Raw genomic sequence first — 26,922 nt, forward strand, 5'->3', positions numbered from 1 at the left:
TGAGAATTTGTGGGCTGTTCGGGGTTAGAGAAGCGCTCTCTACTACCGTTTATGAGGATTTGTGGGCTGTTCGGGTTTAGAGAAGCCCTCTCTACTACCGTTTGCGAGGATTCGTAGGCTGTTTGGGCTTAGAGAAGCGCTCTCTACTACCGTTTGCGAGAATTTGTGGGCTGTTTGGGCTTAGAGAAGTCCTATTTATGAACGTTTGCGAGGATTTGTCGCCAGTGGAAGGAGCGCAGACGTCTGTGCGTGAGGAAGGGACAGGTGAGACCCTTCAGGCGGAGTGAAGATGAATCACGGACCTTCCGCAAGCAAGCGAAGTGCCTGGAACGGAAATCAACCGTATTACATGCTTTCTTATCTTAAAAACAAAGAGTGATTCTGCAACAGAATCACTCTCCTTAAATATATTCTTATACAATTACTTCCTCTTCACTTAATTCAGCTTCCTCTATATCTCTCGATCTGTGGGCAATTCTGCTAGCTGCAGCTGCCGCAAGCGCACATACAATATCATCCATAAAGGTGTGAACTTCTTCTCCATCGTGTTCATCCAACCTCTTGATAATTCCAAATTTCTCTTTGTCAAGATAACCAAAGTTTGTCAAACCAATTGATCCATACACATTCACAATTGATAATGGGATGATTTCGTCTATACCATACAACGGTTCGTCAGTCTCAACCAAATATTGAAGGGGATCTGGCAGCAGTTTTTTTTCTGCTAAGATATCCAAAGACAAGCCCGTTAACACTGCATGGACAATTTCCCTTTTCTCCAAAACCTTCTCGACGTTATGTACACAGTCTTCAAGGGTAACATTATTGATATATTTCTTTTGCAGAAGGAGAACAATTTCAGCTATATCCTGTATCGTAACACCTCTGTCTTCTAACATCTTTTTTGTTGTTTCTCTCATCTCTTTTAATGTGTGTTTTCTCATATGGCCCCCCTCTTTCTCTCTAGCTCAACCATTTAGGTGGCGTGTTCTTCGCCCAATAAATAGACCCTAAAGCATGATGGCCATGAAAGTCATCGTGATAAGTATGGTAATGAAAGTTAAAATAATACCCATCAAGTGGAGGATGATCTTTTCTTACATGGAATCGGATAAGATCTTTTCCAGTAACAGCATGATAAATATGAAAAATCTTTTCGCTATCTCCACCAGTAGGATTTTCAGAAATAGTTAAGTTAGAGAGATCTTCTTCAGGATGCTGTTCTGCAAGATCTTGTAGAACCAGTTCCATTTTAGGGAAAATCACATCTTTAAATTCATCTTGTATTTTTGGACCGATTCTTGAGCCGAATTTTGCAAAACTTTGTTGTTCAGCCTGTTCTGTAGCTAAAGACAGGAATGAATCTTTAGACACCCTTTGTTCGAATGGAGCTATAAATTCATTAGAATGACTGTTATATTCTTTGCTTGTTACATCGCCAAACGACGAATCATCCTTCTGATCGTCTATTGTCAAATAGGCAGGTGGCGATACTGTACCGAACGTGAGCGCTGTAATTAAGACTACTAATGATTTCTTAAGCCATTTCGGCAAGACAGTTTTCCTTTCCATTTGTATATCCCCATTCTATTTATTTCTCTAGTATTATGTAAAACTAGTATATCACAAAAGTAAGAAAATTTTATCAATTTTGCATTAACTTTTCTTACCTAGGCATTTTAATGCTTTCTTTTGAATGCCTTTTGTTACAGATTACGCACTAATCTAGTGATTTAATGAAAAATGATTTAATTATTATTCATTTATTTGTGTTTTTTTGTTAATATTAATGAATAGTACATATTGGAGGTTAAACTCATGGCAGATATTGCAATTATGGTATCAAGCTTTGTTACTTTAGGTGCATTGATTTATTTATGTTTTGCTGATTGAATCTACAGAAAAAACCTCGTGTTGAGAATTGGTCAACACGAGGTTTTTTTAAACACTCTTACACCGCTTGTGATTTTCGCAAATGGCTTCGCTTTCCTAAGGGCACTGCTGGATCCTCCTCGGCTCCGCCTGCGGGGGTCTCCACCTAGTAGCGCTAGCTGCCTAAGGAGTCTTCGCCTTATGCTCCAATCACCAGCTACCATTTTTGCTAACTTATAGTTTCCGTTTTACATAGCCTAACACTCTATATAGCCAAAGTGGAATTTTGCGGTTTTTCTTTTTAGTACGGTAAATCCGTAATGGGCAAACTTTTCACTTTGCCAGTGGTCCTTTAATACTACTCTGTTATTGGCAACCCTTTTTGCTTCCTGCAGTGTTTGTTCATTTAATGCATCTGTTACCGCTATGTTTCTTAGCGGTGCAATGCCGTTTGATTCTTCAATTCCAATTTCAAACATTGGATCAAAGTATACAACATCAAAGCTCTTATCTGGTAGTTTTGATAAAACTTCCTGATGTTTTCCTTGGATTACTTTAATGCGTCTCATTGCACTTTCTAGCGAATTATGGTCAGATTCCCAAGCTGCAAGGCCATTTTTCACCAGATAGGCAAGAACCTCATTCCCCTCTATGCCGCATACTTTTCCTTTTTCACCTGTCGCTAAGCTTGCCATAATGCTGTCTGATGCGAGACCAAGAGTGCAATCAAGAAAACTCATTCCCTCTTTTAACTCTGTTGCTTTTAAAAAAGGCTCTATCTCTCCCTGTAGCCACCTTTTAACTCGAAATCCAGCTGTATTAGGATGAAAGAAAATAGGTTCAGTCTCATTCATCCGATGCCATTCATAACGATTTTTCCCTATTACTAAAACTTCTTGGTCAAATTCCTTGAATAATGTAAGGACTGATTTCTTATTTCTTTGTATGTATGTACAGCCAAGGTCTTGTGCAATATGTTTTGCAGTTTGAATCATTGCTTTATCGGTTCTCCCTGCAGTGGTTACGATCATAATTTTCTCCTTTATAAAAGGATGTGCGTAGTATCTACACACACCCTAGCGAATTAACAATATTGGTGAAAAGCTCCTTGAATGTTGGTCATAATGTTTTCCATCGTGTTCGCTTCAATATCATGGCGATGAATGAAATGTACGACTTCTTTCCCTTTTAATAAGGCCATGGAAGGTGAAGATGGTGGAATGTCTCCGAATATCTCCCTCATTTTGGATGTAGCCTCTTTATCCTGGCCAGCGAAAACCGTTACGAGGTGATCAGGTGTTTTGTCGGCTTGGATGATAGATTGGGTTGCTGCTGGACGTGCTAGTCCTGCTGCACAACCACAAACGGAGTTAACCACTACAAGGGTTGTTCCTTCTACTTTATTGAAGTATTCTTCCACTTCATCGCTTGTTGTTAGTTCTTGAAATCCTGCTCTTGTAAGTTCATCTCTCATAGGTTTTACTATTTGTTTCATATATTCTTCATATGCCATAGACATTTTCAATTTCCTCCTCTTATTTTAGGTATCCTCATATACCGCAGTTGATTTCCGCAAATGGCTTCGTTTTCCTAGGGGCTGACGAGAGCATCCTTCGGCTTCGGTAGCGAAACATCGCACGAAAAAAATGCGTAGCAATTTCGAGGAGTCTTCGCCTTTTGCTCCAATCAACTGCTATGATTCTTCTTAAACCCGGTATTGTTCTTAGTTATTTCTTTCTGTCATTTGTTTCCAGACGGAGCCTTTTGCTTCTTCTCCGCCTTCTATTCGTTGAATGGCCATTTTCACTTGCATGCTCACTTCGAATTCGGGATCGTTTTCTGCTTCTCGAAGTGCAGGAAGCGCAGTTTCGTCACCAACTTCGTAAAGGAACATGGCAGCTCTCCAACGAACTAACTTGTTTTTGTCTTTTAAAGATTCTATCATGGCAGGCATTGCTGCTTTATCGCCTAGGTCTGACATACAGTCTCCAGCTGTTCTTCTCACCGTAACGGACTTATCTTTTAGCGCTTTTGACAAATAAGGTAAAATGTCAGATTCTTCAAGCATTCCAAAGTATACAGTTGCTAAGCGGCGGATAGAACCCTTTTCGTCTTCTAACGCTTTAGCCAATACTGGGATGTCCTCTGGTTTTGGATCCATTTGATCTAGCGCAGCAAAGCGTTTTGACCAGTCCTGATCATCTAGCATCTCCAATGTCACTTTATAACGTTCTTTCGATTTTATTGTATTCGAATTTTCCTTATTATTTTCTTGCTTTAACATTTTTTCCAAACGTACTTCCGTAAATGTTGCAGAAAGTTCTTCTACTATCTCCGTACCAACGGCTTCAAGATCTCCATAGCGGACACCATGTTCCTTCCATTCACGCTCAAGTACGACATTATCTTGCTGTTCTTGAACTGAAAGTATAGCTTTCATGAACCTATCAGGTAATCCAACACGTTTTTCCTGTTCCCCGTCAGTTAGTTTCACTTGCATTGGAATTCCTTGGAACATTTGAACGAAGACTTTCACTTCTCCAAAACCTTCTAGTGATCTTTGATCTTTTGTGTCTTGGTTGTCTTCTGTTTCTCCAAAAGCAGCCCTTACTTCAGAAAGTATCCCTTTCCAATCATAGCGGGCATTTCTTTCTACTGCCAAGAAGTCCGCTACATGATAAACCCCTTTGACACCTTCTATTTGTAGTATATCCTGAATGATTTCAGGTGCCAGTTCGCTATTGTCTTTTGTATAGTTGTTTCTTGAACCTGCAGGCAATTCTTCACTTAGGATAACCTTCATCGTGTTAGGACTTGGAGTTGGTTCAATAGAATGTATATTCAAGAAAAAACACCCCTTCTTTGCTTATGATTGCTCTTTAATCTTTTCTACTTTTTCAGATAGTTCTTCCCATCTGTTCATTGCCTCTTCCAATAATTGATTGGTTTCGTCTTGCTCTGATAGCCACTTGCTAACCTTTTCATAATCGCTACCTGCAGTAGCAATCTCTTTCTCAATAGTTTCAAGCTTTTCCTCAAGCTCCATAATTCTTTCCTCTATCGTATCCCAGTCTTTTTGTTCCTGATAGGACAATTTCAAGGTTTTTTGTTTTTGGCGGGTTACTGTTTGTGTTTCTTTTTTTGCTTGCTCAAACTGCTTCTGTTCTTTACGCTTTTGTTGTTGATCTTGAACATAGTCAGAGTATTCGCCGAAAATCCTTTTAACGTTACCGTCACCCTCCAAGATAAACAGTTCATCAACAACCTTATCTAAGAAATAACGATCATGGGAAACTGTTATGACAACCCCAGGGAATTCTTCCAAATAACCCTCTAAAATGGTCAATGTCTCTGTATCCAAATCATTGGTCGGTTCATCAAGTAGTAATACATTTGGCTGGGACATGAGTATTCTTAATAAGTATAACCTTTTTCTTTCTCCCCCTGAAAGCTTCCGTATTGGAGTACCGTGGGAATGTGTCGGAAAAAGAAAACGTTCAAGTAACTGTGAAGCACTGATATGCTGCCCGTCTTCACCTTTAATAACCTCGGCTTCTTCTTTTATATATTCTATCATCCTTTGATCAAGATTCATTTCCTGCTGCTCTTGGGTATAGTAACCAAGTTTAACAGTCAATCCTACATCCACTTTACCGTGGTCAGGTGAAATTTTCTGAGCAAAGATATTTAAAAGCGTAGACTTACCAACTCCATTTGGTCCGACAATTCCGATTCTGTCTTTTTGCTTGATCAATAAGTTTACATGTTTAAGAATTACCTTGTTTCCAAATTGAAGTGATACATCTTCTATTTCCATTACTTTTTTTCCAAGCCTGGCAGAACCTGAAAGAAGTTCCAATTCACCTGTAGAGGAAGTGGAGGATACTTTCTCATCTAGGTCCTCAAAACGCTTAATCCTTGCTTTTTGTTTCGTCGTTCTGGCCTTAGCTCCTTTTCGCATCCACTCTAACTCTTGGCGATAAAGACTCTTCTGTTTTGCTTCTACTTTAAGTTCTTCTTCCTGCCTGATCGCTTTTTCTTCCAAGTAATCTCCATAATTACCTGTATAAGTATAAATGGAGCCATTATGCAATTCGAAAATTTTGTTTGTTACTTTATCTAGGAAATAACGATCATGTGTTACAAGAAGTACCGCTCCTTGATACTTACTTAGATAGTCTTCTAACCATTCTATTGCCTCAAAATCCAGATGGTTGGTAGGTTCGTCCAAAATAAGTAAATCGGCAGCTTCCACCAAAGTCTGAGATAGGGCTACGCGTTTTTTTTGCCCACCTGAAAGGTTGGATATTTGTTGGTTTGTATCCGTAATTCCGAGTTTATTGAGAATAGCCTTGGCATTTGAACTTGCATCCCATGCTTGAAGCTGGTCCATTTGTGCTTGCAGCTTAGCAAGTTGATCCTGAAGTATTTCGTTCAGCGGGTCCTCTTGGATTTTCGATAAACACTTCTCATATTGTCTAATGACATTGTTCGTATTTGAGTCTTTGCTGAAGATTTGTTCCATGACTGAAAAAGACTCATTCAATTCAGGCTGTTGAGAAAGAAATCCTATTGTATAGTCATTGGACGCAGTAATGGTACCTGCATCAGGAGTTTCTTGTCCAGCGATGATTTTTAATAGCGTCGATTTCCCTGTACCATTGACACCTATTAAACCGACTCTTTCTTTTTCTTGTATACTGAAGGAGGCTTTCCCAAGCAAGACTTTTTCCACATATGTTTTTGATAAATCTTCCCCAATCAACATTTTCATCTTGTTATATCTCATTCCATTCTTTCATAAATTGATCTACAAATTTCTTCATAAATTCATGACGTTCCAACGCAATCTTTTTCGCTTCTTCTGTTTGAAGTGTATCTTTTAAAAGAAACAACTTTTCATGAAAGTGATTAATGGCGGTGGACTTTTCGCCTCTGTATTGTTCATATGACATGGAAGTTCTAACCTCTATTTGAGGATCATACATCGCTTGCCCTTTTGCACCTGAGTACATAAATGTCCTAGCAGCCCCGATGGCACCTAATGCATCTAGCCTGTCGGCATCCTGAACCACTTTCCCCTCCAGTGAGTCCAGAACTATTCCATTTCCGCCTTTGAATCCGATATTTTCTATTGTATAAAGAATTTCATCTATATGTATTTTAGTTAATGGTAGTTCAGACAAAAGTGCGGCTATTTCATCTTTTGCCTTGTCTTTATTTGCCGTTATTTTGTCATCGAGTACATCATGCAATAGTGCAATGATTTCTACCATTAAAAGATTTGCTTTCTCTTCTTTCCCAATATGTAAGGCAAGCCTTCTGACTCTTTGAATATGGAACCAGTCATGTCCTGTGCTGTCATTGTTAAATAATGATTCTACGTATTCTTCTACTTTATGTATCACTTAATGTAACTCCCTTTATCAATTGATTCATTTCCATTTTAACATGTAAAAGTCAATATCTATACCATTTCGCAATGTAAGTCATTTCATAAGTGTAACATATGGCGATTCTCTTTCATAAAATGGGCTGAGTCAGCTTAATACTTTTGATAATTTGTTCAACACCGCTGTAGATTTCCGCAAATGGCTTCGCTTTCCGCGGGGCGACCTTGAGCCTCCTCACTTCGTTGCGGGGTCTCAACATTGTCGCTCCTCCCCCGCTGGAGTCTTCGCCTTTTGCTCCAATCTGCAGCTAGAAATTTATGAGAGCTAGATGTTAATGTTTCATCAATTAATTCTGTTAAATTGCTTTTTTCTAAGCCTTTCCGTGATTAAGGCTACCTTGTTGATTGAAGTGGAACGCCCGCGGTAGGAAGGGACATATTAGAAGCTGGAAGAAAGTGAGGCTTTCGGACCGCCCGCAGGCAAGCGAAGCGCCTGGAACGGAGATCAACTGTATTACAAACTTGCTTATCAAAACATTAAAAAAGCTAATGGCTACGTCTGGAGTTAGCGGACGTTGCACATTAGCTAAAAAAGGAGTAAGAAATGAATTTTCCTCGAATTATACACCGTTCTCAAATAGGAACTGCCTGGTTTGGCACTCATATAGTCCTTATAAGATGCAATTATATGACAAATGAAGTGTTAGCTGTTTTTAAGAGTGACCATGCCCCATTTGAACCTACTGCTAATAGCTGCGCAGAAACCTTGTCTAGATATATTAGTATAGGCTACACCTTATTAGGAGCTTATGCTCTTGGCGATAAGGAGGTTCAATATGTCCTTCAGTATCGTTAATTTTTATTCGTTGTACCAGGAAATGCCGATTGTATTCACTCCAGCATGTACTGCAATGGCTGTAGAAAGCGGAAAGCGATTAATTGGTATATCAGGATATTTTGCCTTCAGGTTGTCGACTAGTGCGTCCGCTTCCTCTATGTTAGTGCCGTGAAGGACAAACAGTTCTTTAATTGTCGACTTGGTTTGAGCCTCTTCTAAGAAATCCACTATTTTTGATAGCGCTTTCTTATGTGTGCGGACTTTTTCCGCGATATCCAATGTTCCATGTTTAATTTGTATAATCGGTTTTATTTGAAGCAGACTCCCTAATAGCTTTTGTACACCTGACATTCGTCCGCTTCGGTGCAATTGTTCTAAACTACCTATTAAAACATATATATCACATTTTGTGGCTAACTCATTTAGACTTTCTATTATATCCTCATAAGACTTTCCTGCTTCTTGGGCTTCAATTCCCTTTTTTACCATTGCAGATAAGGGAAATGAGATGACTTTGGAATCTATAGTGTGTACGGGAATATCTACAAGTTCCCCTGCCTGAGTACTAGATGACACGGTTCCGCTCAAATGACTGGATAAATGTACGGATATAATTCGATCGTATGATTCTGCCAATTTATTGTACAACTCAACAAATGCACCTACAGAAGGTTGCGATGTTTTGGGTGGAGTGTTACTCGCTTCTAGTTTTGTATAAAAGTCCTCTAAAGAAAGTGTCACACCATCAAGAAATTCCTCTTCTTCAAAATAGACCACCATCGGAATGCTGTAAACATCAGGATGGTTCGACAACATCTCGTCCAAATAAGCTGTGCTATCTGTTACCCAAGCTATTTTCTCCATAGTAACTCCCCCTGTCCTCTATCTTTTATCCTATTTTATTCTACTATTCTGATAATAATACTTGCAACCATAGATTGTGTCCAAAGTGATTCCTTGAATAGTGATATTATTATTTATTCGATAGTAATACAAAAAAACCCTTCTCTGTTTTAAGAAAAGGGTTTGCTTTTATAATAGCTTTCTTAATAGAAACTTTTTCTTAAGCTTTTAAAAATAGAAGTGAATTTATTATAGTAATTTTTCAATATCATTTTTCATTTTAGAGGGAGATGTTGCCGACGCAAAGCGCTCCACTACGTTTCCATCTCTGTCTACCAGGAATTTGGTAAAATTCCATTTTACTGCTTTGGATCCCAATAATCCTTTTGCATTTTCTTTTAAATAGTCAAATAGCGGGTGAGCATCGTCCCCGTTCACATCCACCTTAGAAAACATTGGGAATGAGACACCATAATTCAACTGACAAAATTCATTAATATCTTCTTCATTACCGGGCTCTTGGTTTCCAAACTGGTTACATGGAAAGCCCAGCACCATAAATTTTTTGTCTTTGTATTCTTTGTACAGCTCCTCTAACTCTTCAAATTGTGGGGTAAAACCACATTTACTCGCTGTATTGACAATCAATAGAACGTAACCTTTATATTCCGAGAGCGGTACTTCATTCCCTCTAATATCTGGTGCAGTAAAATCATAGATTGTTGTCAATGCATTCACCTCATTTTTCTTTTTATTATGGATGAAGGTGTTATCTCTGTCCATTATTTATGTGTAAAACTAATTAATAGTCTCGACCATAAAAGAAAGCATGTCTCTTAAATCATCAATATTCTCTTCCAGTATGAGCCTATCAAATATAACTTCAGCTTTTAATTCCACATTTTCTTCCTCTTCTGCATGCTTCTTGGTGGAGAAAATAGTGATGTTTCTTTCCGTCCAGATTTCCGAAAGGGAATTTTTCCAATTCTTCACCGCTTGATGTAGATTCAAAACCTCCGAGGCATTTTTGATAAAAACTAACTTAACGGTACATCCAGGGGCCTCTTTATGCTTCAGAATTTCTCCAGAAAGGTTTTCAGCATCAGAGGAAAGGATGATTTCTCCCATGAGTCCCACATTAACTGCTATTTTCATACTAAACGTTCTAGACATGGCGGCAAGGTCCACCATGTCTTTTCGATCTACTATTTTAACTACACCATCAAGATCTAAGTCATATAAATCTCCTTCAATGACTACCTTCAAATTATCAAAAACGGTTGGATCGAACATTAGAACAAGCCTACCGCTTTGCCTTTTTCATCAACATCCATCTTCAGTGCGGCAGGCTCTTTTGGAAGACCTGGCATTGTCATGATGTTCCCTGTTAACGCAACGATGAAACCTGCGCCAACAGAAGGTTTCAGCTCTCTAATGGTAACCTTGAAGTCTTCTGGCCTTCCAAGCTTTTTAGCATCATCGGTTAGTGAGTATTGTGTTTTGGCCATACATACCGGCAAATGGCCCCACCCTTCTCCAACAATTTGCTGAAGTTGTTTTTGGGCAGCTGGCAACAATTCAATTCCTGATCCACCGTAAACATTCTTTACAATTGCCTCTAGTTTTTGTTCTAAAGTATCCTCTGATTGATAGAGGGGTGTAAAAGAAGATTCTTTCACTTCTATTTGCTCAAGTACTGTTTTAGCTAGCTCAAGCCCGCCATTTCCACCTTGTTCCCACACTTGAGTGAGAGCCATTGGGATGTTATTTTCCTGGCACCAATTTTTCACAAACTCTAATTCAGCAGCAGTATCTGTAATGAATTCATTAAGAGCTATCACATATGGCAGTCCGAACTTTTCTATTGTTTCCACATGTTTTTTTACATTCTCTATCCCTATACTCAGGGCTTCGAGGTTCTCTTCTTTTAATTGATCTTTTGACATGCCCCCATGCATCTTAATGGCACGGATTGTAGCAACAATGACCACAGCTTCGGGATTAAATCCAAGTGCAGGTGTCTTAATGTGTAAAAATTTCTCCGCACCAAGGTCTGCACCGTATCCTGCTTCTGTTACCACATAATCTCCTAGTTTTGCTGCCATTTGCGTCGCCATTACACTGTTACAGCCATGGGCTATGTTGGCAAAAGGACCTCCATGAATGATGGCTGGTGTATGTTCCATGGTCTGCACAAGGTTTGGCATGCATGCGTCTTTTAGGAGCAAAGTCAAGGCACCTTCTACCTTTAAATCTTTTACCGTCACTGGTTTCTTTTCCATGTCGTATCCAATGACTATTCTAGCAAGTCTCTCTTTTAAGTCAGCTACATCTTTTGCCAAACAGAATACGGCCATAATTTCAGAAGCAACCGTAATATCAAAGCCATCTTCTCGGGGCACACCTTGCGTTGGTCCTCCCATTCCGATGACTACTTTTCTAAGCGCTCGATCATTAAGGTCAAGCACCCTTTTCCAAGTAATTCTCCTTGTATCAATCTTTAGATCATTTCCCTGATGGATGTGGTTGTCAATCATCGCAGCAAGGGCATTATTGGCTGTCGTAATAGCGTGAATATCCCCAGTAAAATGTAGGTTGATATCTTCCATCGGTAACACCTGGGAGTACCCTCCTCCAGTTGCCCCGCCCTTCATTCCCATCGTTGGTCCAAGGGAAGGTTCACGCATAGCAATAACTGTCTTTTTTCCCAGCTTATTCATTGCTTGACCAAGCCCAACTGTAACGGTAGATTTTCCTTCACCAGCAGGCGTTGGATTTATCGCTGTAACCAAAATTACTTTCCCATTTTGTTTTTTATGTAAACGCTTTGTAATGTCTAGTGAAAGCTTTGCCTTGTACTTTCCATAAAGCTCTATTTCATCTTCTTCAATATCAAGCAGACTTGCGATGTCCATAATTCTTTTCATCGAAGCTTGTTGGGCAATTTCAATATCACTCTGCACTGCTGTCTTGGTATGCTTCATCCTTCATTCCCCCGTTATTATAGGTAGACTTTTTTATTTTTTTACAATGCTATTATTGTACCACTATTCCTAAAAATTATGGATTGGTTCTGCTCACCCGCACATATAAAATTTACATAAAATTAGAAAAACTTTAATTTCTCCACAACAAAAAATTGATAATATTTTATAAAGTAGGAATTGTAATTAGGAGGCTTGATGATGAAAAAAAAAGGGCCAAAGGTTATTATTTTGACTGCTTCTTATGGAAACGGCCATCTGCAGGTGGCTAATTCTTTATATCAAGAGTGTATGAAAAGAGGATATGATAATGTAAAGATATGCAACCTTTACGCAGAATCACATCCATTCATTTCAGAAGTGACAGAAAAGCTTTATTCCAAAAGTTTTACGTATGGAAAGCAATTTTATAAGCTATTTTATTACGGAACAGATTTCATTCAAAATAAAAAGATGCTTCGTTGGTATTACCAATACGGTTTTAAACGACTTACTTCTCTGATTGAAACAGAAGAACCTGACATTTTGATAAACACATTTCCAATCAACGCCGTTCCTGAATTCCGTCGTCGGACAGGGATTGTAATACCAACATTCAATATCATTACGGATTATTGCTTGCACAGTCTCTGGCTTCATGACGATATTGATAAATATTATGTTGCCACCAATGAATTAAAAGCAAAGATCCATTCAAGAGGCGTAGTTGAATCCAAAGTTGTGGTAAGTGGCATCCCAATACGTCCTTCCTTTTCTCAAATGTTGGACAAGAGGATTCTATTTGACAAATACCAGATAAGCCCTAAAAAAGATTTAATCTTACTTATTGCTGGAGCTCATGGTGTACTTAAGAATATTAGAGAAACATGTGAAACACTGCTGTTAAAAACAGATCATCAACTTGCTGTGGTGTGCGGCAAAAATCATTCTTTAAGAAACGAGATGGCACAACTTGAAAATAGATATAGAGATAGATTTCATTGTTTCGGATATCTTGAGAGAATTGATGAACTCTACAGGATTGCCAGTGTCATGGTGACTAAACCTGGGGGAATTACTCTTACAGAGTCTACTGCAACCGGTACTCCTCTCATCCTTTATATGCCTGTTCCGGGCCAGGAAAAAGAAAATGCACTATTTTTCTCAGAAAAAGGTGCAGCTTTGACAGCGAAAAATCAGGAAGAGTTGCTTAATAGCATCGACTCTTTACTAAAAAGTAAACAGAAACAACTCTCTTTGCAATCATCCATTAAAAAATTGTACTTGCCCTCTTCTCAGGAGATGATTATGACTGATATTCTTAAAGAGAGCGAGAGGATATCACAAATGAAGATTCACGCGAGTATGAAGTCACAGAAAAAAAAGCTTGGGAGCTAATTATTATCGCTTCCAAGCTTTTCACCTATTTTATTCGGAACCACTAGTTCCTTTTGCTTTTGCACCTTTACTCTTGTATGGTTTGTTGCTTTTGGCTTTATTTGCTGCTTTTTGCCAGCGGCTCCATCCCTTTTTACCTGTTCCGCGGCCAGTTCCTCCGCCTTTGCTCTTTCCACTACTCATTTGTTTCACTCCTATATATTTCAACCAGACTCTGTTAAATACAGCTCTAATAACTTTTTGTATTAAACATCTAGCTTACTACATTAGAGTGATTAAGCAAAGGTTTTTTGTGTCGAAGGAGTGCTATTCTCCTGTTGAGACAATTTCTTCAAAAGGCTGTACTACCACAAAACCGTTACCGGCGAATTTCATTTGGATCGATTCGCCACTTCCTCTTCCAAGGAAAGTCTTCAATTGCACGTCTGTGACAAACTCAGGTTGGAGGTTACCTGACCATGCAACCGTTGCGTTAGGATCTGTATAAACAGGCTGACCAGGATTCACCATTAAAGTGAGAGGCTCATAGTGAGATGTAAATGCGACCATACCACGACCTTCCAGCCTTACATTGAAAAGTCCACCTGCCATCATGCCTGCCACTCTTCTCATAAGTTTAATGTCCCAGTCTAATCCTTTTTCAAAAGCAAGCAAATCGTTGCCGTTGATATAAATGCTGTCACCTTCCAAATCAAGGATTGTAATTTTTTTACCTTGATCAGCAATATACAGTTTCCCGTTGCCTGAGGCCTTCATCAGTTGTGAACCTTCCCCGGTAAGGGCTTTTTTCATCAATTTTCCCAAACCGTGTTCTAACATTCCTTCTCTTTGAAACTTGATGGAACCTTCATAAGAAATCATAGAACCCATTTTAGCCCATATGTCTCCATTAAGATTTACCTCAAGTATTCTTTCTGTCTCTAACTCGAATAGACCTTGCCCTTTATCCTCTTGCCTACTCTTTTGAATAAATTGCTGAATGGAGTATTTAGACATAAACAAATCTCCCCTTTATTTTTTCTGCAACTCAAAAACCCACATGAACGTTAATGCTTGCTTTAAAAAGCGAGGTAAATTAGTAGTGTCCAGCTTTTTCGCTTCTTCCTTATATACGGGCATCCCGTCCAAAAGTTCCCAACCATTTTCAAGAGCCAGCCGTTCAAACTCCCAAGGCATCATGGTGTTGCAGATTGCTTCTTTTCCATACAGCCTTTGGTAGCTATGTGCCCTTGGCCCGGCAGTTGGCCCCAACAACCCAAGAAACAATTTCCCTCCTGGCTTTAACACTTTTTGAAATTCTTCTAACACTTGAAGAGGTTGTTCTACCCATTCAATAGAATTAATGGCCATCACGGCATCCATGGAGTGATTCTCTAATGGCAACTCCGTCAAACTCCCCTTTTGAAATTCAATGTTTGTATGTACCCGTTTTTTCACAGCTCTTTCTATCATGGCTTCTGCAATATCCACTCCTGTTACATGATACCCATTCTCAGCTAGCAAGTAGGAACCAAAACCATCTCCACACCCTGCATCCAAAACATGCGCTTCTTGAGTTAACCTCTCTTTTATAAATGGAATGATTGTCTTCCTGCTACCGTTTAACCACATGTTTTCACTGTTTTCGTGCCAAAAATCTGCTCGTTCATTCCATACCTTCTCTGTTTCTTCATTCCAATTGAACTTCTTCATGTAATCCCTCCCTTAACTACTCCCTATAAACCGTATAAATTTATTCTACAAGGAAACGCTACAATCGTATAGAGAAAGGAGGATCTACTTTGAGCGAAACATTTGTAGCAGTTCAGAAAAATGGCGATGGTGATATCACAGGTTTTAAAACATCCAGCGGCAGAGTTCTCTCCTATCAAGAAGCTGTAAACGACGTAAATCAAGGCACTGTCCTTGGAGCAAATGTATTTAAAGGTAAAGACGGCGAAATGTATATAAGAGGAAACGCCGACGGGGATCCGACAAACAACTTGGATAACTTACCGTTATTCTAAACGACCAGAAGGAGCCAACAATCATGACGAAAAAGTATAACAAAGGCGGAAGCCAAAATCAGAACAGCCCTACAAGCAGCTTTACAGCCGGGAGCGAAAAAGTTGCCGGGGATAATAGCAAAGGAAACAAGAGAAATAAAGATCAAAAAGATAAAACGGAACTATAATACTCTGGAGCTGTCATTTAGGCAGCTCTATTATTTTTTTCTCCACATGCCCAGAAAATCCTATATAATTTCATTAAGAGTCAGTCTATTGAAACTGTAAAGGAGCTTGCATCATGTATATACCTAAGCAATTTCGAAAGGAAGAAACAAAGGAAATCATCCATTTTATCCGTGCAAACAGCTTTGGAGTATTATTCTCACAACATGAAGGATTGCCAACTGCTACACATTTGCCATTCATCTTATCTACAGAAGATGACGGCAGCATTACCTTACTTTCACATATGGCAAAAGCAAATCCCCAGTGGAAAACGCTGGACTCAAAAGATGCACTAGTAGTATTTAGCGGACCTCATGCCTATATATCTGCTTCATGGTATGAAGAAGAAAATACTGTTTCCACTTGGAATTATGTGAGTGCCCATGCTCATGGGAAAGTAGAGGTTCTTCAAGACGACCAGACGCTATTACATATCTTGAAAGAAGCAACAGATTTCTATGAAAAAGAGCTAGAGGAACCATGGCGATTGGAAGAAAACCTCGAAACAGTCAAAAGCATGTTAAATGGAATTGTAGGATTGAGAATAAGAGTTGAAAACCTTCAAGGCAAGTGGAAACTGAACCAACACCATTCAATCGAAAGAAAAGAACGTGTCATCCAACAACTGAAAAAACAAACTCACTATGATTCTAAAGAAATTGCTAGATTAATGGAATTAGAGTTACAACTTAGTAAAAAGGGATGATCTAAACTCAGGTCATCCCTTTTGTTTTGAGAATTTTCTACTATATAGTGAATTGTAGCTGTTGATTGGCGCAAAAGGCGAAGACACCTAAGTGAGATAGCGCTAGGTGGAGACCCCGCAGGCGTAGCGAAGCTAGTGAAAACTGATAACGTAAAGTTTTTTATGATCCCTAGCTGGTGATTGTAGCAAAAGGCGAAGACTCCTAAGGGAGATAGCTCTAGGTGGAGACCCCGCAGGCTTAGCCGAGGAGGCTCCAGCAGTGCCCCTAGGAAAGCGAAGCCATTTGCGGAAATCAACAGCGGTGTTTAGTGAAATTTTATAATCCAGCTCTTTTTCAGTGGCTTCGGCGTAGCCGAGGAGGCTCTCGTCAGCCCCTAGGAAAGCGAAGCAATTTTGCGGAAATCAACAACGGTGTACATAAGAATCTTAATAATTATTTCACTATACACATAAGAAATATCTTCCATATCCCCCTTAAAGTGTTTATAATAGTCTCTTGTTAGTGCTTTCATTCAGAAAGGACCAGGAGGTTGAAAACAACATGATTGAAGTGAAAAACATCAGTAAGCATTACCGTTTGTTCGAGAGAGATCCAGGGCTTACTGGGGCGGTTAAAGCCTTATTCAAAAGAAAATATATAAATAAAACAGCAGTAAACGATATCAGCTTCACCATTCCAAAAGGTGAAATTGTAGGTTACATCGGGTCTAATGGAGCAGGAAAATCCACCACCATCAAAATGATCAGTGGAATTCTCACACCAGACGAAGGATCTGTAATAGTAAATGGGATTACCCCCTATTCAGACAGAACAAAAAACGCAAAAAATATTGGGGCTGTTTTCGGACAACGGACACAGCTATTTTGGGACATTCCAGTCCAGGAATCTCTTGAACTATTAAAACATATCTACGAAGTTCCACAGGATGTGTATGAAAGAAACCTTGCGAAATTCAAGGAAGTGTTAGATTTGGAACCGCTTTTGCCGATTCCGGTCAGACAACTTTCTCTCGGGCAAAAAATGCGCTGTGAGCTTGCAGCAGCCTTTTTACACAACCCATCCGTTGTTTATTTAGATGAACCCACCATCGGTTTAGATGCCTCTGTAAAAATTAAGATTCGCCAGTTTATCAAACAAATGAACAAAGAACACCAGACCACCGTCATTCTAACCACCCATGATATGCAAGACATTGAGGAGCTTTGTCATCGTATCATCATTATTGATAAAGGCAGTGTCATTTACGATGGAAGTCTTCTTTCTCTTAAGCAGCAGACAAGATTTAACCGGACAATCAAGCTTGAAATTGATTCCACTGACGCTTTCACCCTTCCATCAGCCTTAAAGACTTCTGTTCACTTAGAAATACCAGAGGAAGAACATCACTTTTGGCTCCATTTTAATAATACTGTTATTTCTGGCAGTGAAATCATGAAAGAGATTATGAGAGATTATCTCGTTCAAGACTTTACGATAACAGAACTTGGCATTGAAAAAGTGGTACAGGAAATTTACGAACGGGGGCCTGAACATGCGGAAGTACTTGGAGCTGTTAAAGTCTCAAATTAAAGTCGAGACCGCTTATCTCGCTTGGTACTGGGCAGATGTTGTCTCCACCTTGCTACGATTGGTCATTATGTATTTTTTCTGGGTGGCAGTTTTCCAAAATCGAACAGAAATCTCCTCCATTTCTTTTGAATCCATGATCACATATGTAGTGATAGCGATGATGCTAGAAAACTATGTATATGGTGCAGGAAATGAGATGGCCAGAAATATTAAAAATGGCGATATAGCGTTGGAGTTATTAAAGCCTTACGATTACCTGACTAAGCTGATATTTATGGACCTCGGTTCTAAAGCAAACAGTTTTGTACGTACGACCATCCCTCTTTTCCTAGTGGCCATCATTTTCATCGGTATTGAAGCTCCCATTTCCTGGGAGGTCGCCATTTTGTTTTTGGCAAGCATGCTGGTTGGAATATTAATTGGAACACAAATCGACCTTATTATTGGAGTATTAGCTTTTTGGACGGTCAATGTGTGGGGCGTGAGAGTGTTACGGGAAGCCATTGTTAAATTCTTCTCCGGAGCGCTCATTCCACTTACCTTATTTCCAGGCTGGTTTCAGGAAGTGAGTAGCTTCCTCCCTTTTCAGTCCATGATTTTCGTACCTGTCGCCATATACACAGGTCAAATACAAATGGGCTCTGATGCCTTGATTGCCTTTGCAACCCAATTATTTTGGTTTGCCATCTTATTTATGGTTGTCCGAGTTGTTTGGTCTCAAGCTGTAAAAAAAGTAACCGTTTTTGGAGGATAGCCTATGTGGAAAAAGTGTAAACGGTATTCATTCTTATATGGAAAATACTTCAGCAATCACTTAAAGGTGATGATGGAGTATAAAGCAGACTTTTTCATCGGATTATTCTCGGTCATGGTCCAGCAATTTACTGCTCTCTTTTTCTTAAAAATTGTATTTGATCACATAGAAGTTCTTAAAGGCTGGACTTTTTATGAAATACTTTTCATCTATGCCATTGCCTTTTTAGGTCGTTCCATTCATCATATTTTCTTTGATAATTTATGGACGCTAGGTTGGCAGTATATTCGATCTGGTACCTTTGACAGACTTCTGCTAAGACCAGTAAATCCCCTTTTTCAAATTGTGGCAGAAAGAGTCCAACAGGATGGATTTGGACAATTAATCATCGGTGGGATCGTTTTAACAATCGCTAGTGTGAATTTACAAATTGAATGGACGATACAGAGTCTGCTATTATTACTTGTTTTTATTATGTCAAGTGGAATCTTATTTGTGGCCATTAACCTATTTTTCATCACTTTTTCATTTTGGATGGTAGACAGTCTTCCGATTGTGGTTTCCGTTTTTCAATTAAGTGAGTTTGCAAGATATCCTTTGACCATCTATCCAAAGGCTGTCACATTGGTTATCACTTGGCTGATCCCATATGGGTTTACTGCTTACTATCCGGCAACCTATTTTTTCGAAAAAGAATCGATAGTAATGATGGCACTCCTAACCCCCGGCATTGCTGTGCTTTCATTTATTATTGCCTACTGGTTCTGGAACAGAGGAATTCGAGCATTTACTAGTACAGGGAGTTAAATATAAAAGAAAAAACATTAATATTGGAGTATAGTCGCTGTTCCTTTCCGCAAATGGCTTCGCTTTCCGCGGGACAGTGCTTGAGCCTCCTCACAACGCTTCAGGGGTCTCAATCTACCGTTACTCCCCCGCTGGACTTTGCCATTTGCTCCAATACACAGCTAGAATTTACATAAAGATATGTATATGCAATTTCAGATAACTCGAATAGATGTTTTTTTCCTAAGTTGAATGAAGGCACCTTGTTGATTGGAGTGGAAGGCGTGAAGACGCCCGCGGGAGGAAGGGACAGGTGAGACCCCGGAAGGCGAAGCCTGAGGAGGCTTACGGACCGCCCGCAGGCAAGCGAAGCGCCTGGAACGGAAATCAACTGTGTCTTATACCTTATTTTCTTTTAGTAGCCATTTCTGATGAGATGGCTTTTTTGACGTTTATTTTACCTCAACCTCAAAAGCTGCTTTCTATTGTTAAACAGTGTTGGATAAGACAATAATCCAAGCATGATGCTTGTGACAGATGCTGTCGTAAGTAATAAGAATACTATCAGCAGTTGAAATTGTACTGCCTGAATGGGACTGGCTCCAGCGATAATCTGCCCGCTCATCATTCCTGGCAGTTGCACAAGTCCGATCGTTTTCTGACTTTCTATTGTTGGAATCATACTGGCTTTAATTGCCTGCATCAATTGAGTATGTATGGCCTGTTTGGTTGTCCCTCCAAGGGAAAGAATCAAATCGATTTCATCCTCCCTTGCTTCGATCTCTGATAAAAATCTATTGAGAAAAAGAATGCCGAGTACCATTGAGTTTCCGATAATCATGCCGCTTATCGGAATGATATACTGTGCAGTTGCAGGAATTATATTGAAACCAATCAAGATTCCTTGTGTCAATACTTCAATGAAAATGAATGTTACTGCCACCTTCCAAGTAATCCCTTTAATTGGGGTCTTCTTTCTTGCAACATTTTGAACGGCTGCCCCAATGATTATGAGTACCATTAAGATAATAAAAGTATATCCTTCGGACTCAAACACAAATGTCAACAGGTAACCGACGATAAATAGCTGTATAACAGACCTGATTACAGCAACTATCGTATCTTTTTCAAGTCCAAGACGAAAAGATTTAGAAAGGACAATAGGTATTAGAACAAAAATGAGGGCAATTGCGAGCGTAAAGACGTTCATTTCAAATCCCCCTTAAGAAATGCTTGTACACGATCGTTCGTTGAATTTTGTATATCCTCACTTTTCCCTGCTTCTAATAGTTCTCCATCCATTAAGATCCAAGTGTAGGTCCCGACTGTTAAAGCCTGATTCAAATTATGTGTGATCCATATAATAGTTGTGCCATATTTTTGGCTTACCCTTTGAATCAATTCGTCGACCTCTTTTTGGGAAGATTGATCCAATGAAGAAGTTATTTCATCCAACAACAACACTTTTGGACGATTAACAAGTGTTCTTGCAATCGATAATTTTTGTCTTTGTCCACCTGATAGATCTTTTACATTTTGATGCAATTTGCTGTCATCTAGACCTACTATATTTAATATGTTGATTGCCTCTTCCTTGTCAAGAGAGCGCTCTTGCAGCCGCAAAGGTAAAGATAGGTTTTCAAACACATCTCCTTCAACCATTGGAGCACTTTGTAGAGCAATACCAACCTGCTTGCGAAGCTCTGTTGGTTCGTAGTTATTCAGCTCTTTGCCACCTATTATTATCTCACCGGATGTAGGAGTCAGGAGACCGTTAAACATCTTCAACAAAGTTGTCTTACCTGCTCCAGAAGGTCCGACAAAGGTTGTAATTTTTCCTTCTGTAATGACTCCTGTAATTCCTTTGAGAATAAGTTTACCATTTGTCTTGTACTGAACGTCCTTTAACCGTATAGCCTCCTGCAACGGTACCCCTCCCATCTTTTTGATAGTACATACTATACCCTTGTTTTTTAAAAAAATAAGGCCGAGCATCTCACACTCGACCTTACCGTAATTTGAGAAGGCTAAAATACAAATTGTAATTTATCTTCTTTCCATTCTAATGAAGCATTAAATACCTTTTCTCCTTTTTTAAACCCCTTAATTTCAGCTGTTCTTCCTTCTGTTAAGAGTTTTTTCGCATTTGAAGCAGAGATGGTTTTTCCAAGTATCTTTTTTGAAATGGTGAAATTGCACTTATTTGAATTGTAGTTTGTACATCCATAAAATGATCCCTTATCCACTACATCTCCGTTGCATTTTTTACACGTACCCACCTTTGTGCCGACACCTGCAGAACCGCGACCCCTTCTCTTACCTTTTGAGTATTTGAATTCACTAATATCCATTCCTTCAAATGACCATTGACCGCTTTCATTCTTCGCATCCTCTATCAATTTTATTGACAGCTTTTTTGCCTGTTCCATGAATTCTTCTGGTGATGCTGTACCTTGACCAATTTCATGCAAACGCTGCTCCCATTTGGCAGTCATTTCGGGGCTTGCTAAAATGCTAGATCCAATAGATTTAATTAGGAGCTTTCCTTTATTAGTAGCAAATACTTGGTTTCGCTTCACATCAATATATTTCCTGTCTTTTAACACACCGATTATCCCAGCGCGGGTCGCTTCTGTGCCGAGTCCCTCTGTTTTATTAAGGACTTTAGTAAGCTCGCCGTCCTCTAGGTGTTTTCCAGCCGTTTTCATCACCGTTATGAGTTGCCCTTCCGTATAACGTTTAGGAGGCTGGGTCTTACCTTCTTTCACTTTTACATCATGCACATGTCCGGTTTCTCCATTCTCAAGAGAAGGAAGATCTTGTTCATCTTCATCTGTTTCTTTTTCTTTTTTGTTACCATAAATGACAGTCCGCCAGCCTGCCTGAACTTCTTCTTTTCCTTTTGAAAGGAATGTGGCGCGACCGTCTACTAGTGTATGTATTGTCGTGTAGTCAAAAATCGCTTTATCATAGTGAGCAGCAATGAGACGCTTGACGATAAGAGAATATATTTTCTCTTCATCTGGTGACATTTTAGAAGGATCCGTCACCTGTTCTGTTGGAATGATGGCATAGTGATCTGTCACCTTTTTCTCATTTACTACCCGTTTATTATTCATGACAGATGAGAATGGAAGTGGAAAAAATTCCTTAAATTCTTTAAATCCGCTCAATTTTTGCAATGTTTCAGGAAACATCCCTGCCTCTTCTTTTGTAACAAAGCTTGAATCAGAGCGTGGGTAGGAAATGATTCCTTTAACATAAAGCTTCTGTGCGACCTCTAATGTTTTTTGTGGCGAGAACTTATAGAGACTGTTGGCAGTAGCCTGAAGAGAGGATAGGTTAAAAAGAAATGGCGGTTGAAATTCTTTCCGTTCTTTCTCGATGTTTTCTATTATTCCCTCTTTTCCTTTACAGAACTGCACAATCTTTTCAGCTAAGTTCGCATCATCGAGCCTTGATTCTTCCTTCTTATGCCATTTACCTTTATATTTCTTTCCATTCATATTGAAGGTGGCCAGTACTTCCCAAAAAGGCTTAGATACAAAGTTTTCAATTTCTAACTCCCTTTTTACAATTAGGGCAAGTGTTGGAGTTTGTACTCTCCCTGTAGAAAAAACATCCGAGATCCCTTTTTGCTGCAAGAGCAGCGTATAAGCCCGTGAAGCATTCATACCGACCAGCCAGTCTGCACAAGATCTACTCAGCGCTTCATAGTAAACATTTCTCGTTTCATGTTCTTCTAAAAGATTTTCAAACCCTTTTTGAACAGCCTTTGGGGTCAAAGAGGAAATCCACAAACGCTTTAATGGTTTATGACAATTGCTAACAAGGAGAATGATACGTATGATCGCCTCTCCTTCCCGCTCTGCATCACCTGCCATAATTACTTCTGTCACTTCGGGATGATGAACTAGTTTTTTGACGGTTTGAAATTGCTTCCATTTGGATTTGGTTACTTTGTGTTGGAATTTTTCGGGTATGATTGGGAGAGTTTGCAGGGACCAGCGTTTCCACGCCTTATCGTATTCTTCCGGAGACAATAGTTCACAAAGATGTCCAACAGCCCATGTAAGTAAGGCACCTTTAGGGAACATCGGTTGTGGGGGAATCTCTACATAGCCATCCTTTTTCTTGTAGGAAAATGGAGCAGCAAGCTTTAATCCTTGATCTGGCTTTTCGGCGATTATTAATTTCACTACATCTTCCACTCCACTCTATAAAAATAAATGTAGGAAAAGAGTGTGGCTTCCCTTCTCTTTTCCTACATTTATTATAAAAGCAAAACATTTGTTTGTATAGTTACACGGTCACTATATTTTTTCTGGGCACTATGTTCTGGACGGTAATTAACGGATAGGCACTGTCTTGAGTTTCTCCAATAATAAGGTATTCACCAACTTGTAGTGCGAATGTATCCATAAAATATATCTCATCTAAAGATTTACGCAAGCTGCTGTAGATAGTATCCTCATCTAATGAGTATAAATGAAGATTCGTTTTAATACGTAAAATCATTTCCCTACCTTCAAATTTTGTCCGCAGCATAGCTTATCCCTCCTTTACCTATATATATGAAGAGAACAAGAAAATAAAACAGGTACAAAGTTTGAAACCTTGACTCTAATAGAGGAAATATTGTATATTGAAATTGTCATTTAACCGCTTTCTTTTCTGATGGAAACCGGTTATGATAATACAATTTCACAGCACATTGTGCGCTATTTTTAGGAGGAAAAAGAACAATGCAAAACGGTAAAGTAAAATGGTTCAACAACGAAAAAGGTTTTGGATTTATCGAAGTAGAAGGTGGAGATGACGTATTCGTACATTTCTCTGCAATCACTGGTGAGGGTTTCAAATCCTTAGAAGAAGGCCAAGAAGTTTCTTTTGAAATCGTTGAAGGAAACCGCGGCCCACAAGCTGCTAACGTTTCAAAACTTTAATCTATAGTTGTAAAACATATATGTAAAGTGTGAGGCCATCATTTGATTGATGGTCTTTTTCGTTTTAGTGAATATCTTTTGCCTCTTTTACCTATTCTAAAAAAAGAAGGAGGCTGAAAAAATGGATAAACAACAATATAATAACAATACGGAATTGCACACAGGATATAATGATTTGGCTCAAGTTCAGGTGTCCATTCAATCTGCAGAAAAAATGGTGGGGTCGGCTACTATGAGTCTGGATCCAGAAGCTATGGATCATGCAGAAAGAGCCATTTCTAACGCTAGGTCTCTTCTTAACGATGCAAAAAGCGCAGGAACGGGGTTAGATACAGATTTTCTTCAAAATTGTGAATTATCCCTTTCACAATGCGAACATCAGCTTTCTGAAGCACGAAAATAACCGCCTAAACGGGCGGTTTTTTAGTTCGGCAAAAAACCAGCCGGCGAAGCGTTGAATTACTTACGCTCCACTAACTGGTCTCCTAATTTCTTGATTTCAGCACCTACTGTACATTCATTGATACAAAATGCTTGAGCATGCGTCTTGCCATAGTCTTTCCGCAACGTTTGCTTCACTAGGCATTCCGTACAATAAGTATCTAAAATTTCACCAACTTCCAAGAGTATCTTTTTTCGATTAATCATTATTTATTGTCACTCCTATATATTCACAATTGCAATTTACTTTCTATTGGTGTTCCTTCTAGTGCTTGTTTAGCCAGCTGATGAGCCTCGGTATTATCTTTTCTGGATACAGGTTCATATATTGGCCGTATCTTAAGCTCCTTCAACTTCTCTTCTATTTTATCGAGCCAGCGGTTAAAAAGTTCATCATAACACGGCCATTCTCCAGAAAGTTGATTTAATACAACAAGAGAGTCCCCTTTAAAAGTAACTTCCATCGCACGAATTTCAAGATGCTCCAATTGTTGAACCAAAAAATAGAAAGCAGCATACTCCGCTTCGTTGTTCGATTCCAACTCTTCAAGCCTTGCATTTATTCTGTACCTGTAGTCTTTTCTATTTTGATTATAATAAACCACATTTCCGATTCCCGCCAGTTTTGTGTCTACGTCATATCCACCATCAAAATAAGCAACAACGTCAGAGATCCCTACTTCACTCTGCTTAATCCATTTGTTTATTTCCTTCTTAGTCCATTCTGATCCATCTTCATCAAAAAAAGAAAGACGTTTTACTCTCCCTGTCTTTTCTATATCTTCAGCAAGCCTAAGCGCCAGCCTAATATCAAGTTCATCACTTCTGAAAGTGGTCTCAATATGTTTTGGAGTGTGGTAATGCCATTCTAAGGTCAATTTCATGGTTTGGAAATCCCCTTTACTTCTAAGTGATTCTAACTTATACCCGTTGCTCGTAAAAAGTATGAATAATATAACTTTAATACTTCGTCATTTATGTGTATTCTTATCTTATCACAGGACATATCGAAATATGTTCGTGTAACACTTATTTAATAGGCAGGCGAATGCAATGATTGAAGTATATATTGATGGGGCAAGCGCAGGAGATCCCGGCCCTTCCGGTGCTGGCATTTTTATAAAGGGGCATGGTTCTGCAGAACAATACAGTATTCCACTTGGATTAATGTCAAATCATGAAGCAGAGTTTCATGCGTTAATTGAAGCATTGAAGATATGTAAGAAACAAGGTTATCAAATTGTTTCTTTTCGTACAGACTCTCAGGCGGTGGAAAGTGCGATGGAAAAGCGTTTTGCTAAAAAACAGCAATTTCGTGTGTTGTTGGATGAAGCTTTAAGCTTATCCGATCAGCTTGATTTATTTTTCATTAAGTGGGTACCGAGTAAAGAGAATAAGATGGCGGATGAGTTGTCGAGGAAGGCTATTCAGCTTAATAAGAAGTGATAGGGCTCTCTGCTACCGTTTTTGGTTTTTTCATGGGAGTTTTGTTTTGGAGGAGAAACCGCTTTTCAACTACGATTTTGGGTTTCTCCATGGGCGTACGGGAGGAGAGACGGGCTCTTTACTACCGTTTTGCATTTTTCCTGGATAGTTCGGGAGGAGACGACGACTCTCTACTACCGTTTTGCTTTTTTCTTGGCTAGTTCGGGAGGAGAGACGGGCTCTCTACTACTGTTTTGCATTTTTCCTGGCTAGTTCGGGAGGAGACGACGACTCTCTACTACCGATTTGCTTTTTTCTTGGCTAGTTCTGGAGGAGAGACGGGGTCTCTACTACTGTTTTGCATTTTTCCTGGCTAGTTCGGGAGGAGAGACGGGCTCTTTACTACCGTTTTGCATTTTTTCTGGACAGTTCGGGAGGAGAGACGGGCTCTCTACTACCGTTTTGCATTTTTTTCTGCCAGTTCGGGAGGAGAGGACGACTCTCTACTACCGTTTTGCATTGTTCCTGTCCAGTTCGGGAGGAGAGGACGACTCTCTACTACCGTTTTGCTTTTTTCTTGGTTAGTTCGGGAGGAGAGCACCACTATCTACTACCGTTTTGAATTTTTCCTTTCCAGTTCGTGAGGAGAGTACGAATCACTACGACCGTTTTCATTCTTCATTGGCTAGTTCGGAAGACCGGTATTTAGGTAAAGCATCGGCTGTACTTCCTAGTTCCAGAGCCTGACTCTCGCATCTAACCATCAATTTCTCTT

The 26,922-nt window shown here is 39.4% G+C and carries 31 protein-coding genes; 11 read left to right on the plus strand and 20 right to left on the minus strand.

Annotated elements, in window-relative coordinates:
- Positions 1–413: 413 nt before the first annotated feature.
- The 7 genes from HF078_RS03880 to HF078_RS03910 all read right to left on the minus strand — a co-directional run bounded on the left by HF078_RS03880 (position 414) and on the right by HF078_RS03910 (position 7,280).
- Positions 414–944 carry a phosphatidylglycerophosphatase A family protein gene (locus HF078_RS03880; RefSeq protein ID WP_169289931.1) on the minus strand — a complete coding sequence of 177 codons (531 nt, stop codon included), beginning with the start codon at positions 942–944 and terminating at the stop codon, positions 414–416.
- A 19-nt stretch (positions 945–963) separates the two neighbouring features.
- Entirely contained in the window at positions 964–1,554 is a 591-nt protein-coding gene (locus tag HF078_RS03885; RefSeq protein ID WP_169289955.1) for a YpjP family protein, read from the minus strand.
- Between the two features lie 575 nt (positions 1,555–2,129).
- The gene (locus tag HF078_RS03890) at positions 2,130–2,903 is read right to left on the minus strand and encodes a class I SAM-dependent methyltransferase (RefSeq protein ID WP_169289932.1); all 774 of its coding nucleotides are present in this window, start codon (positions 2,901–2,903) and stop codon (positions 2,130–2,132) included.
- A 53-nt stretch (positions 2,904–2,956) separates the two neighbouring features.
- Positions 2,957–3,391, minus strand: a complete 435-nt coding sequence (locus tag HF078_RS03895; protein ID WP_169289933.1) for a BrxA/BrxB family bacilliredoxin — start codon at positions 3,389–3,391, stop codon at positions 2,957–2,959.
- A gap of 204 nt (positions 3,392–3,595) precedes the next feature.
- On the minus strand, positions 3,596–4,717 hold the full coding sequence (locus tag HF078_RS03900) for a conserved virulence factor C family protein (RefSeq protein ID WP_169289934.1): 1,122 nt from the start codon (positions 4,715–4,717) through the stop codon (positions 3,596–3,598).
- 21 nt (positions 4,718–4,738) lie between these two features.
- On the minus strand, positions 4,739–6,646 hold the full coding sequence (locus tag HF078_RS03905; RefSeq protein WP_169289935.1) for an ABC-F family ATP-binding cassette domain-containing protein: 1,908 nt from the start codon (positions 6,644–6,646) through the stop codon (positions 4,739–4,741).
- Positions 6,647–6,650: 4 nt separating this feature from the next.
- A complete protein-coding gene (locus tag HF078_RS03910; protein ID WP_169289936.1) occupies positions 6,651–7,280 on the minus strand; it encodes an HD domain-containing protein in 630 nt (209 codons plus the stop codon).
- Between the two features lie 672 nt (positions 7,281–7,952).
- Between HF078_RS03910 and HF078_RS03915 the strand changes: the two genes are divergently transcribed.
- Positions 7,953–8,120, plus strand: coding sequence for a hypothetical protein (locus HF078_RS03915; RefSeq protein ID WP_240951669.1), 168 nt, complete (start codon positions 7,953–7,955; stop codon positions 8,118–8,120).
- A 3-nt stretch (positions 8,121–8,123) separates the two neighbouring features.
- Here HF078_RS03915 and HF078_RS03920 read toward each other — a convergent pair whose 3' ends face one another.
- The 4 genes from HF078_RS03920 to HF078_RS03935 all read right to left on the minus strand — a co-directional run bounded on the left by HF078_RS03920 (position 8,124) and on the right by HF078_RS03935 (position 11,929).
- Complete coding sequence (locus HF078_RS03920) at positions 8,124–8,966, minus strand: DegV family protein (RefSeq protein WP_169289938.1); 843 nt, start codon at positions 8,964–8,966, stop codon at positions 8,124–8,126.
- A 228-nt stretch (positions 8,967–9,194) separates the two neighbouring features.
- Complete coding sequence (locus HF078_RS03925) at positions 9,195–9,728, minus strand: glutathione peroxidase (RefSeq protein ID WP_169289939.1); 534 nt, start codon at positions 9,726–9,728, stop codon at positions 9,195–9,197.
- Between the two features lie 15 nt (positions 9,729–9,743).
- Positions 9,744–10,238 (minus strand): hypothetical protein, encoded by a 495-nt coding sequence (locus HF078_RS03930; RefSeq protein ID WP_169289940.1) that lies wholly within the window; start codon positions 10,236–10,238, stop codon positions 9,744–9,746.
- Complete coding sequence (locus HF078_RS03935; RefSeq protein WP_169289941.1) at positions 10,238–11,929, minus strand: formate--tetrahydrofolate ligase; 1,692 nt, start codon at positions 11,927–11,929, stop codon at positions 10,238–10,240. The genes HF078_RS03930 and HF078_RS03935 overlap by 1 nt, the downstream gene beginning before the upstream one ends.
- A 201-nt stretch (positions 11,930–12,130) precedes the next feature.
- Between HF078_RS03935 and HF078_RS03940 the strand changes: the two genes are divergently transcribed.
- Positions 12,131–13,306: a diglucosyl diacylglycerol synthase gene (locus HF078_RS03940; protein WP_169289956.1), complete on the plus strand. Its 1,176-nt coding sequence runs from the start codon at positions 12,131–12,133 to the stop codon at positions 13,304–13,306.
- A gap of 30 nt (positions 13,307–13,336) precedes the next feature.
- Here the strand turns inward: HF078_RS03940 and HF078_RS03945 are convergent, their stop codons facing one another.
- From HF078_RS03945 to HF078_RS03955, 3 genes are all read right to left on the minus strand, one after another.
- A complete protein-coding gene (locus HF078_RS03945; protein ID WP_082380726.1) occupies positions 13,337–13,489 on the minus strand; it encodes a DUF3934 family protein in 153 nt (50 codons plus the stop codon).
- A 123-nt stretch (positions 13,490–13,612) separates the two neighbouring features.
- Positions 13,613–14,302, minus strand: coding sequence for an AIM24 family protein (locus HF078_RS03950; protein ID WP_169289942.1), 690 nt, complete (start codon positions 14,300–14,302; stop codon positions 13,613–13,615).
- A 15-nt stretch (positions 14,303–14,317) separates the two neighbouring features.
- Positions 14,318–14,998, minus strand: coding sequence for a class I SAM-dependent methyltransferase (locus HF078_RS03955; RefSeq protein ID WP_169289943.1), 681 nt, complete (start codon positions 14,996–14,998; stop codon positions 14,318–14,320).
- An 89-nt stretch (positions 14,999–15,087) separates the two neighbouring features.
- Between HF078_RS03955 and HF078_RS03960 the strand changes: the two genes are divergently transcribed.
- The 6 genes from HF078_RS03960 (at position 15,088) to HF078_RS03985 (ending at position 19,356) form a co-directional block, all read left to right on the plus strand.
- Positions 15,088–15,312 carry a DUF3892 domain-containing protein gene (locus HF078_RS03960; protein WP_205831518.1) on the plus strand — a complete coding sequence of 75 codons (225 nt, stop codon included), beginning with the start codon at positions 15,088–15,090 and terminating at the stop codon, positions 15,310–15,312.
- Positions 15,313–15,335: 23 nt separating this feature from the next.
- Positions 15,336–15,479 carry a hypothetical protein gene (locus HF078_RS03965; protein ID WP_169289944.1) on the plus strand — a complete coding sequence of 48 codons (144 nt, stop codon included), beginning with the start codon at positions 15,336–15,338 and terminating at the stop codon, positions 15,477–15,479.
- Between the two features lie 113 nt (positions 15,480–15,592).
- The gene (locus tag HF078_RS03970) at positions 15,593–16,225 is read left to right on the plus strand and encodes an FMN-binding negative transcriptional regulator (protein ID WP_169289945.1); all 633 of its coding nucleotides are present in this window, start codon (positions 15,593–15,595) and stop codon (positions 16,223–16,225) included.
- A gap of 541 nt (positions 16,226–16,766) precedes the next feature.
- Positions 16,767–17,795 carry an ABC transporter ATP-binding protein gene (locus HF078_RS03975; RefSeq protein ID WP_169289946.1) on the plus strand — a complete coding sequence of 343 codons (1,029 nt, stop codon included), beginning with the start codon at positions 16,767–16,769 and terminating at the stop codon, positions 17,793–17,795.
- Positions 17,758–18,549, plus strand: coding sequence for an ABC transporter permease (locus HF078_RS03980; protein ID WP_169289947.1), 792 nt, complete (start codon positions 17,758–17,760; stop codon positions 18,547–18,549). Before HF078_RS03975 ends, HF078_RS03980 begins: the two co-directional genes overlap by 38 nt.
- Before the next feature lie 3 nt (positions 18,550–18,552).
- Entirely contained in the window at positions 18,553–19,356 is an 804-nt protein-coding gene (locus HF078_RS03985) for an ABC transporter permease (RefSeq protein WP_169289948.1), read from the plus strand.
- A 436-nt stretch (positions 19,357–19,792) separates the two neighbouring features.
- On the opposite strand, the gene HF078_RS03990 is transcribed toward HF078_RS03985, so the two are convergent.
- The 4 genes from HF078_RS03990 to HF078_RS04005 all read right to left on the minus strand — a co-directional run bounded on the left by HF078_RS03990 (position 19,793) and on the right by HF078_RS04005 (position 23,883).
- Positions 19,793–20,545 (minus strand): ABC transporter permease, encoded by a 753-nt coding sequence (locus tag HF078_RS03990; RefSeq protein WP_169289949.1) that lies wholly within the window; start codon positions 20,543–20,545, stop codon positions 19,793–19,795.
- Positions 20,542–21,261: an ABC transporter ATP-binding protein gene (locus HF078_RS03995; RefSeq protein ID WP_240951670.1), complete on the minus strand. Its 720-nt coding sequence runs from the start codon at positions 21,259–21,261 to the stop codon at positions 20,542–20,544. Before HF078_RS03995 ends, HF078_RS03990 begins: the two co-directional genes overlap by 4 nt.
- 101 nt (positions 21,262–21,362) lie before the next feature.
- Positions 21,363–23,534: a DNA topoisomerase 3 gene (locus tag HF078_RS04000; protein WP_169289950.1), complete on the minus strand. Its 2,172-nt coding sequence runs from the start codon at positions 23,532–23,534 to the stop codon at positions 21,363–21,365.
- Positions 23,535–23,637: 103 nt separating this feature from the next.
- Positions 23,638–23,883 (minus strand): hypothetical protein, encoded by a 246-nt coding sequence (locus HF078_RS04005; RefSeq protein WP_169289951.1) that lies wholly within the window; start codon positions 23,881–23,883, stop codon positions 23,638–23,640.
- Between the two features lie 197 nt (positions 23,884–24,080).
- On the opposite strand from HF078_RS04005, the gene cspD reads away from it, so the two are divergent.
- Both cspD and HF078_RS04015 read left to right on the plus strand, forming a co-directional pair.
- Complete coding sequence (cspD, locus tag HF078_RS04010) at positions 24,081–24,281, plus strand: cold-shock protein CspD (RefSeq protein WP_060663892.1); 201 nt, start codon at positions 24,081–24,083, stop codon at positions 24,279–24,281.
- A gap of 121 nt (positions 24,282–24,402) precedes the next feature.
- Positions 24,403–24,684 (plus strand): DUF2564 family protein, encoded by a 282-nt coding sequence (locus HF078_RS04015; RefSeq protein WP_169289952.1) that lies wholly within the window; start codon positions 24,403–24,405, stop codon positions 24,682–24,684.
- Positions 24,685–24,740: 56 nt separating this feature from the next.
- On the opposite strand, the gene HF078_RS04020 is transcribed toward HF078_RS04015, so the two are convergent.
- Both HF078_RS04020 and HF078_RS04025 read right to left on the minus strand, forming a co-directional pair.
- Positions 24,741–24,929, minus strand: a complete 189-nt coding sequence (locus HF078_RS04020; RefSeq protein ID WP_205825280.1) for a zinc-finger domain-containing protein — start codon at positions 24,927–24,929, stop codon at positions 24,741–24,743.
- A 23-nt stretch (positions 24,930–24,952) separates the two neighbouring features.
- The gene (locus tag HF078_RS04025) at positions 24,953–25,606 is read right to left on the minus strand and encodes a ribonuclease H family protein (protein WP_169289953.1); all 654 of its coding nucleotides are present in this window, start codon (positions 25,604–25,606) and stop codon (positions 24,953–24,955) included.
- Positions 25,607–25,775: 169 nt separating this feature from the next.
- Between HF078_RS04025 and HF078_RS04030 the strand changes: the two genes are divergently transcribed.
- Positions 25,776–26,168: a reverse transcriptase-like protein gene (locus HF078_RS04030; RefSeq protein ID WP_169289954.1), complete on the plus strand. Its 393-nt coding sequence runs from the start codon at positions 25,776–25,778 to the stop codon at positions 26,166–26,168.
- Positions 26,169–26,922: the final 754 nt, after the last annotated feature.

Source organism: Bacillus sp. RO2 (assembly GCF_012911845.1).
Lineage (GTDB): Bacteria > Bacillota > Bacilli > Bacillales > Bacillaceae_I > Sutcliffiella_A.

Excerpts from the sequence above, each read along its gene's own strand:
- HF078_RS03880 (WP_169289931.1), bottom strand. The coding sequence starts at position 944 with ATGAGAAAACACACATTAAAAGAGATGAGAGAAACAACAAAAAAGATG.
- HF078_RS03890 (WP_169289932.1), bottom strand. The coding sequence starts at position 2,903 with ATGATCGTAACCACTGCAGGGAGAACCGATAAAGCAATGATTCAAACT.
- HF078_RS03895 (WP_169289933.1), bottom strand. The coding sequence starts at position 3,391 with ATGTCTATGGCATATGAAGAATATATGAAACAAATAGTAAAACCTATG.
- HF078_RS03905 (WP_169289935.1), bottom strand. The coding sequence starts at position 6,646 with ATGAAAATGTTGATTGGGGAAGATTTATCAAAAACATATGTGGAAAAA.
- HF078_RS03915 (WP_240951669.1), top strand. The coding sequence starts at position 7,953 with ATGACAAATGAAGTGTTAGCTGTTTTTAAGAGTGACCATGCCCCATTT.
- HF078_RS03920 (WP_169289938.1), bottom strand. The coding sequence starts at position 8,966 with ATGGAGAAAATAGCTTGGGTAACAGATAGCACAGCTTATTTGGACGAG.
- HF078_RS03925 (WP_169289939.1), bottom strand. The coding sequence starts at position 9,728 with ATGGACAGAGATAACACCTTCATCCATAATAAAAAGAAAAATGAGGTG.
- HF078_RS03930 (WP_169289940.1), bottom strand. The coding sequence starts at position 10,238 with ATGTTCGATCCAACCGTTTTTGATAATTTGAAGGTAGTCATTGAAGGA.
- HF078_RS03935 (WP_169289941.1), bottom strand. The coding sequence starts at position 11,929 with ATGAAGCATACCAAGACAGCAGTGCAGAGTGATATTGAAATTGCCCAA.
- HF078_RS03940 (WP_169289956.1), top strand. The coding sequence starts at position 12,131 with ATGAAAAAAAAAGGGCCAAAGGTTATTATTTTGACTGCTTCTTATGGA.
- HF078_RS03945 (WP_082380726.1), bottom strand. The coding sequence starts at position 13,489 with ATGAGTAGTGGAAAGAGCAAAGGCGGAGGAACTGGCCGCGGAACAGGT.
- HF078_RS03950 (WP_169289942.1), bottom strand. The coding sequence starts at position 14,302 with ATGTCTAAATACTCCATTCAGCAATTTATTCAAAAGAGTAGGCAAGAG.
- HF078_RS03955 (WP_169289943.1), bottom strand. The coding sequence starts at position 14,998 with ATGAAGAAGTTCAATTGGAATGAAGAAACAGAGAAGGTATGGAATGAA.
- HF078_RS03965 (WP_169289944.1), top strand. The coding sequence starts at position 15,336 with ATGACGAAAAAGTATAACAAAGGCGGAAGCCAAAATCAGAACAGCCCT.
- HF078_RS03970 (WP_169289945.1), top strand. The coding sequence starts at position 15,593 with ATGTATATACCTAAGCAATTTCGAAAGGAAGAAACAAAGGAAATCATC.
- HF078_RS03975 (WP_169289946.1), top strand. The coding sequence starts at position 16,767 with ATGATTGAAGTGAAAAACATCAGTAAGCATTACCGTTTGTTCGAGAGA.
- HF078_RS03980 (WP_169289947.1), top strand. The coding sequence starts at position 17,758 with ATGCGGAAGTACTTGGAGCTGTTAAAGTCTCAAATTAAAGTCGAGACC.
- HF078_RS03985 (WP_169289948.1), top strand. The coding sequence starts at position 18,553 with ATGTGGAAAAAGTGTAAACGGTATTCATTCTTATATGGAAAATACTTC.
- HF078_RS03990 (WP_169289949.1), bottom strand. The coding sequence starts at position 20,545 with ATGAACGTCTTTACGCTCGCAATTGCCCTCATTTTTGTTCTAATACCT.
- HF078_RS04005 (WP_169289951.1), bottom strand. The coding sequence starts at position 23,883 with ATGCTGCGGACAAAATTTGAAGGTAGGGAAATGATTTTACGTATTAAA.
- cspD (WP_060663892.1), top strand. The coding sequence starts at position 24,081 with ATGCAAAACGGTAAAGTAAAATGGTTCAACAACGAAAAAGGTTTTGGA.
- HF078_RS04015 (WP_169289952.1), top strand. The coding sequence starts at position 24,403 with ATGGATAAACAACAATATAATAACAATACGGAATTGCACACAGGATAT.
- HF078_RS04020 (WP_205825280.1), bottom strand. The coding sequence starts at position 24,929 with ATGATTAATCGAAAAAAGATACTCTTGGAAGTTGGTGAAATTTTAGAT.
- HF078_RS04025 (WP_169289953.1), bottom strand. The coding sequence starts at position 25,606 with ATGAAATTGACCTTAGAATGGCATTACCACACTCCAAAACATATTGAG.
- HF078_RS04030 (WP_169289954.1), top strand. The coding sequence starts at position 25,776 with ATGATTGAAGTATATATTGATGGGGCAAGCGCAGGAGATCCCGGCCCT.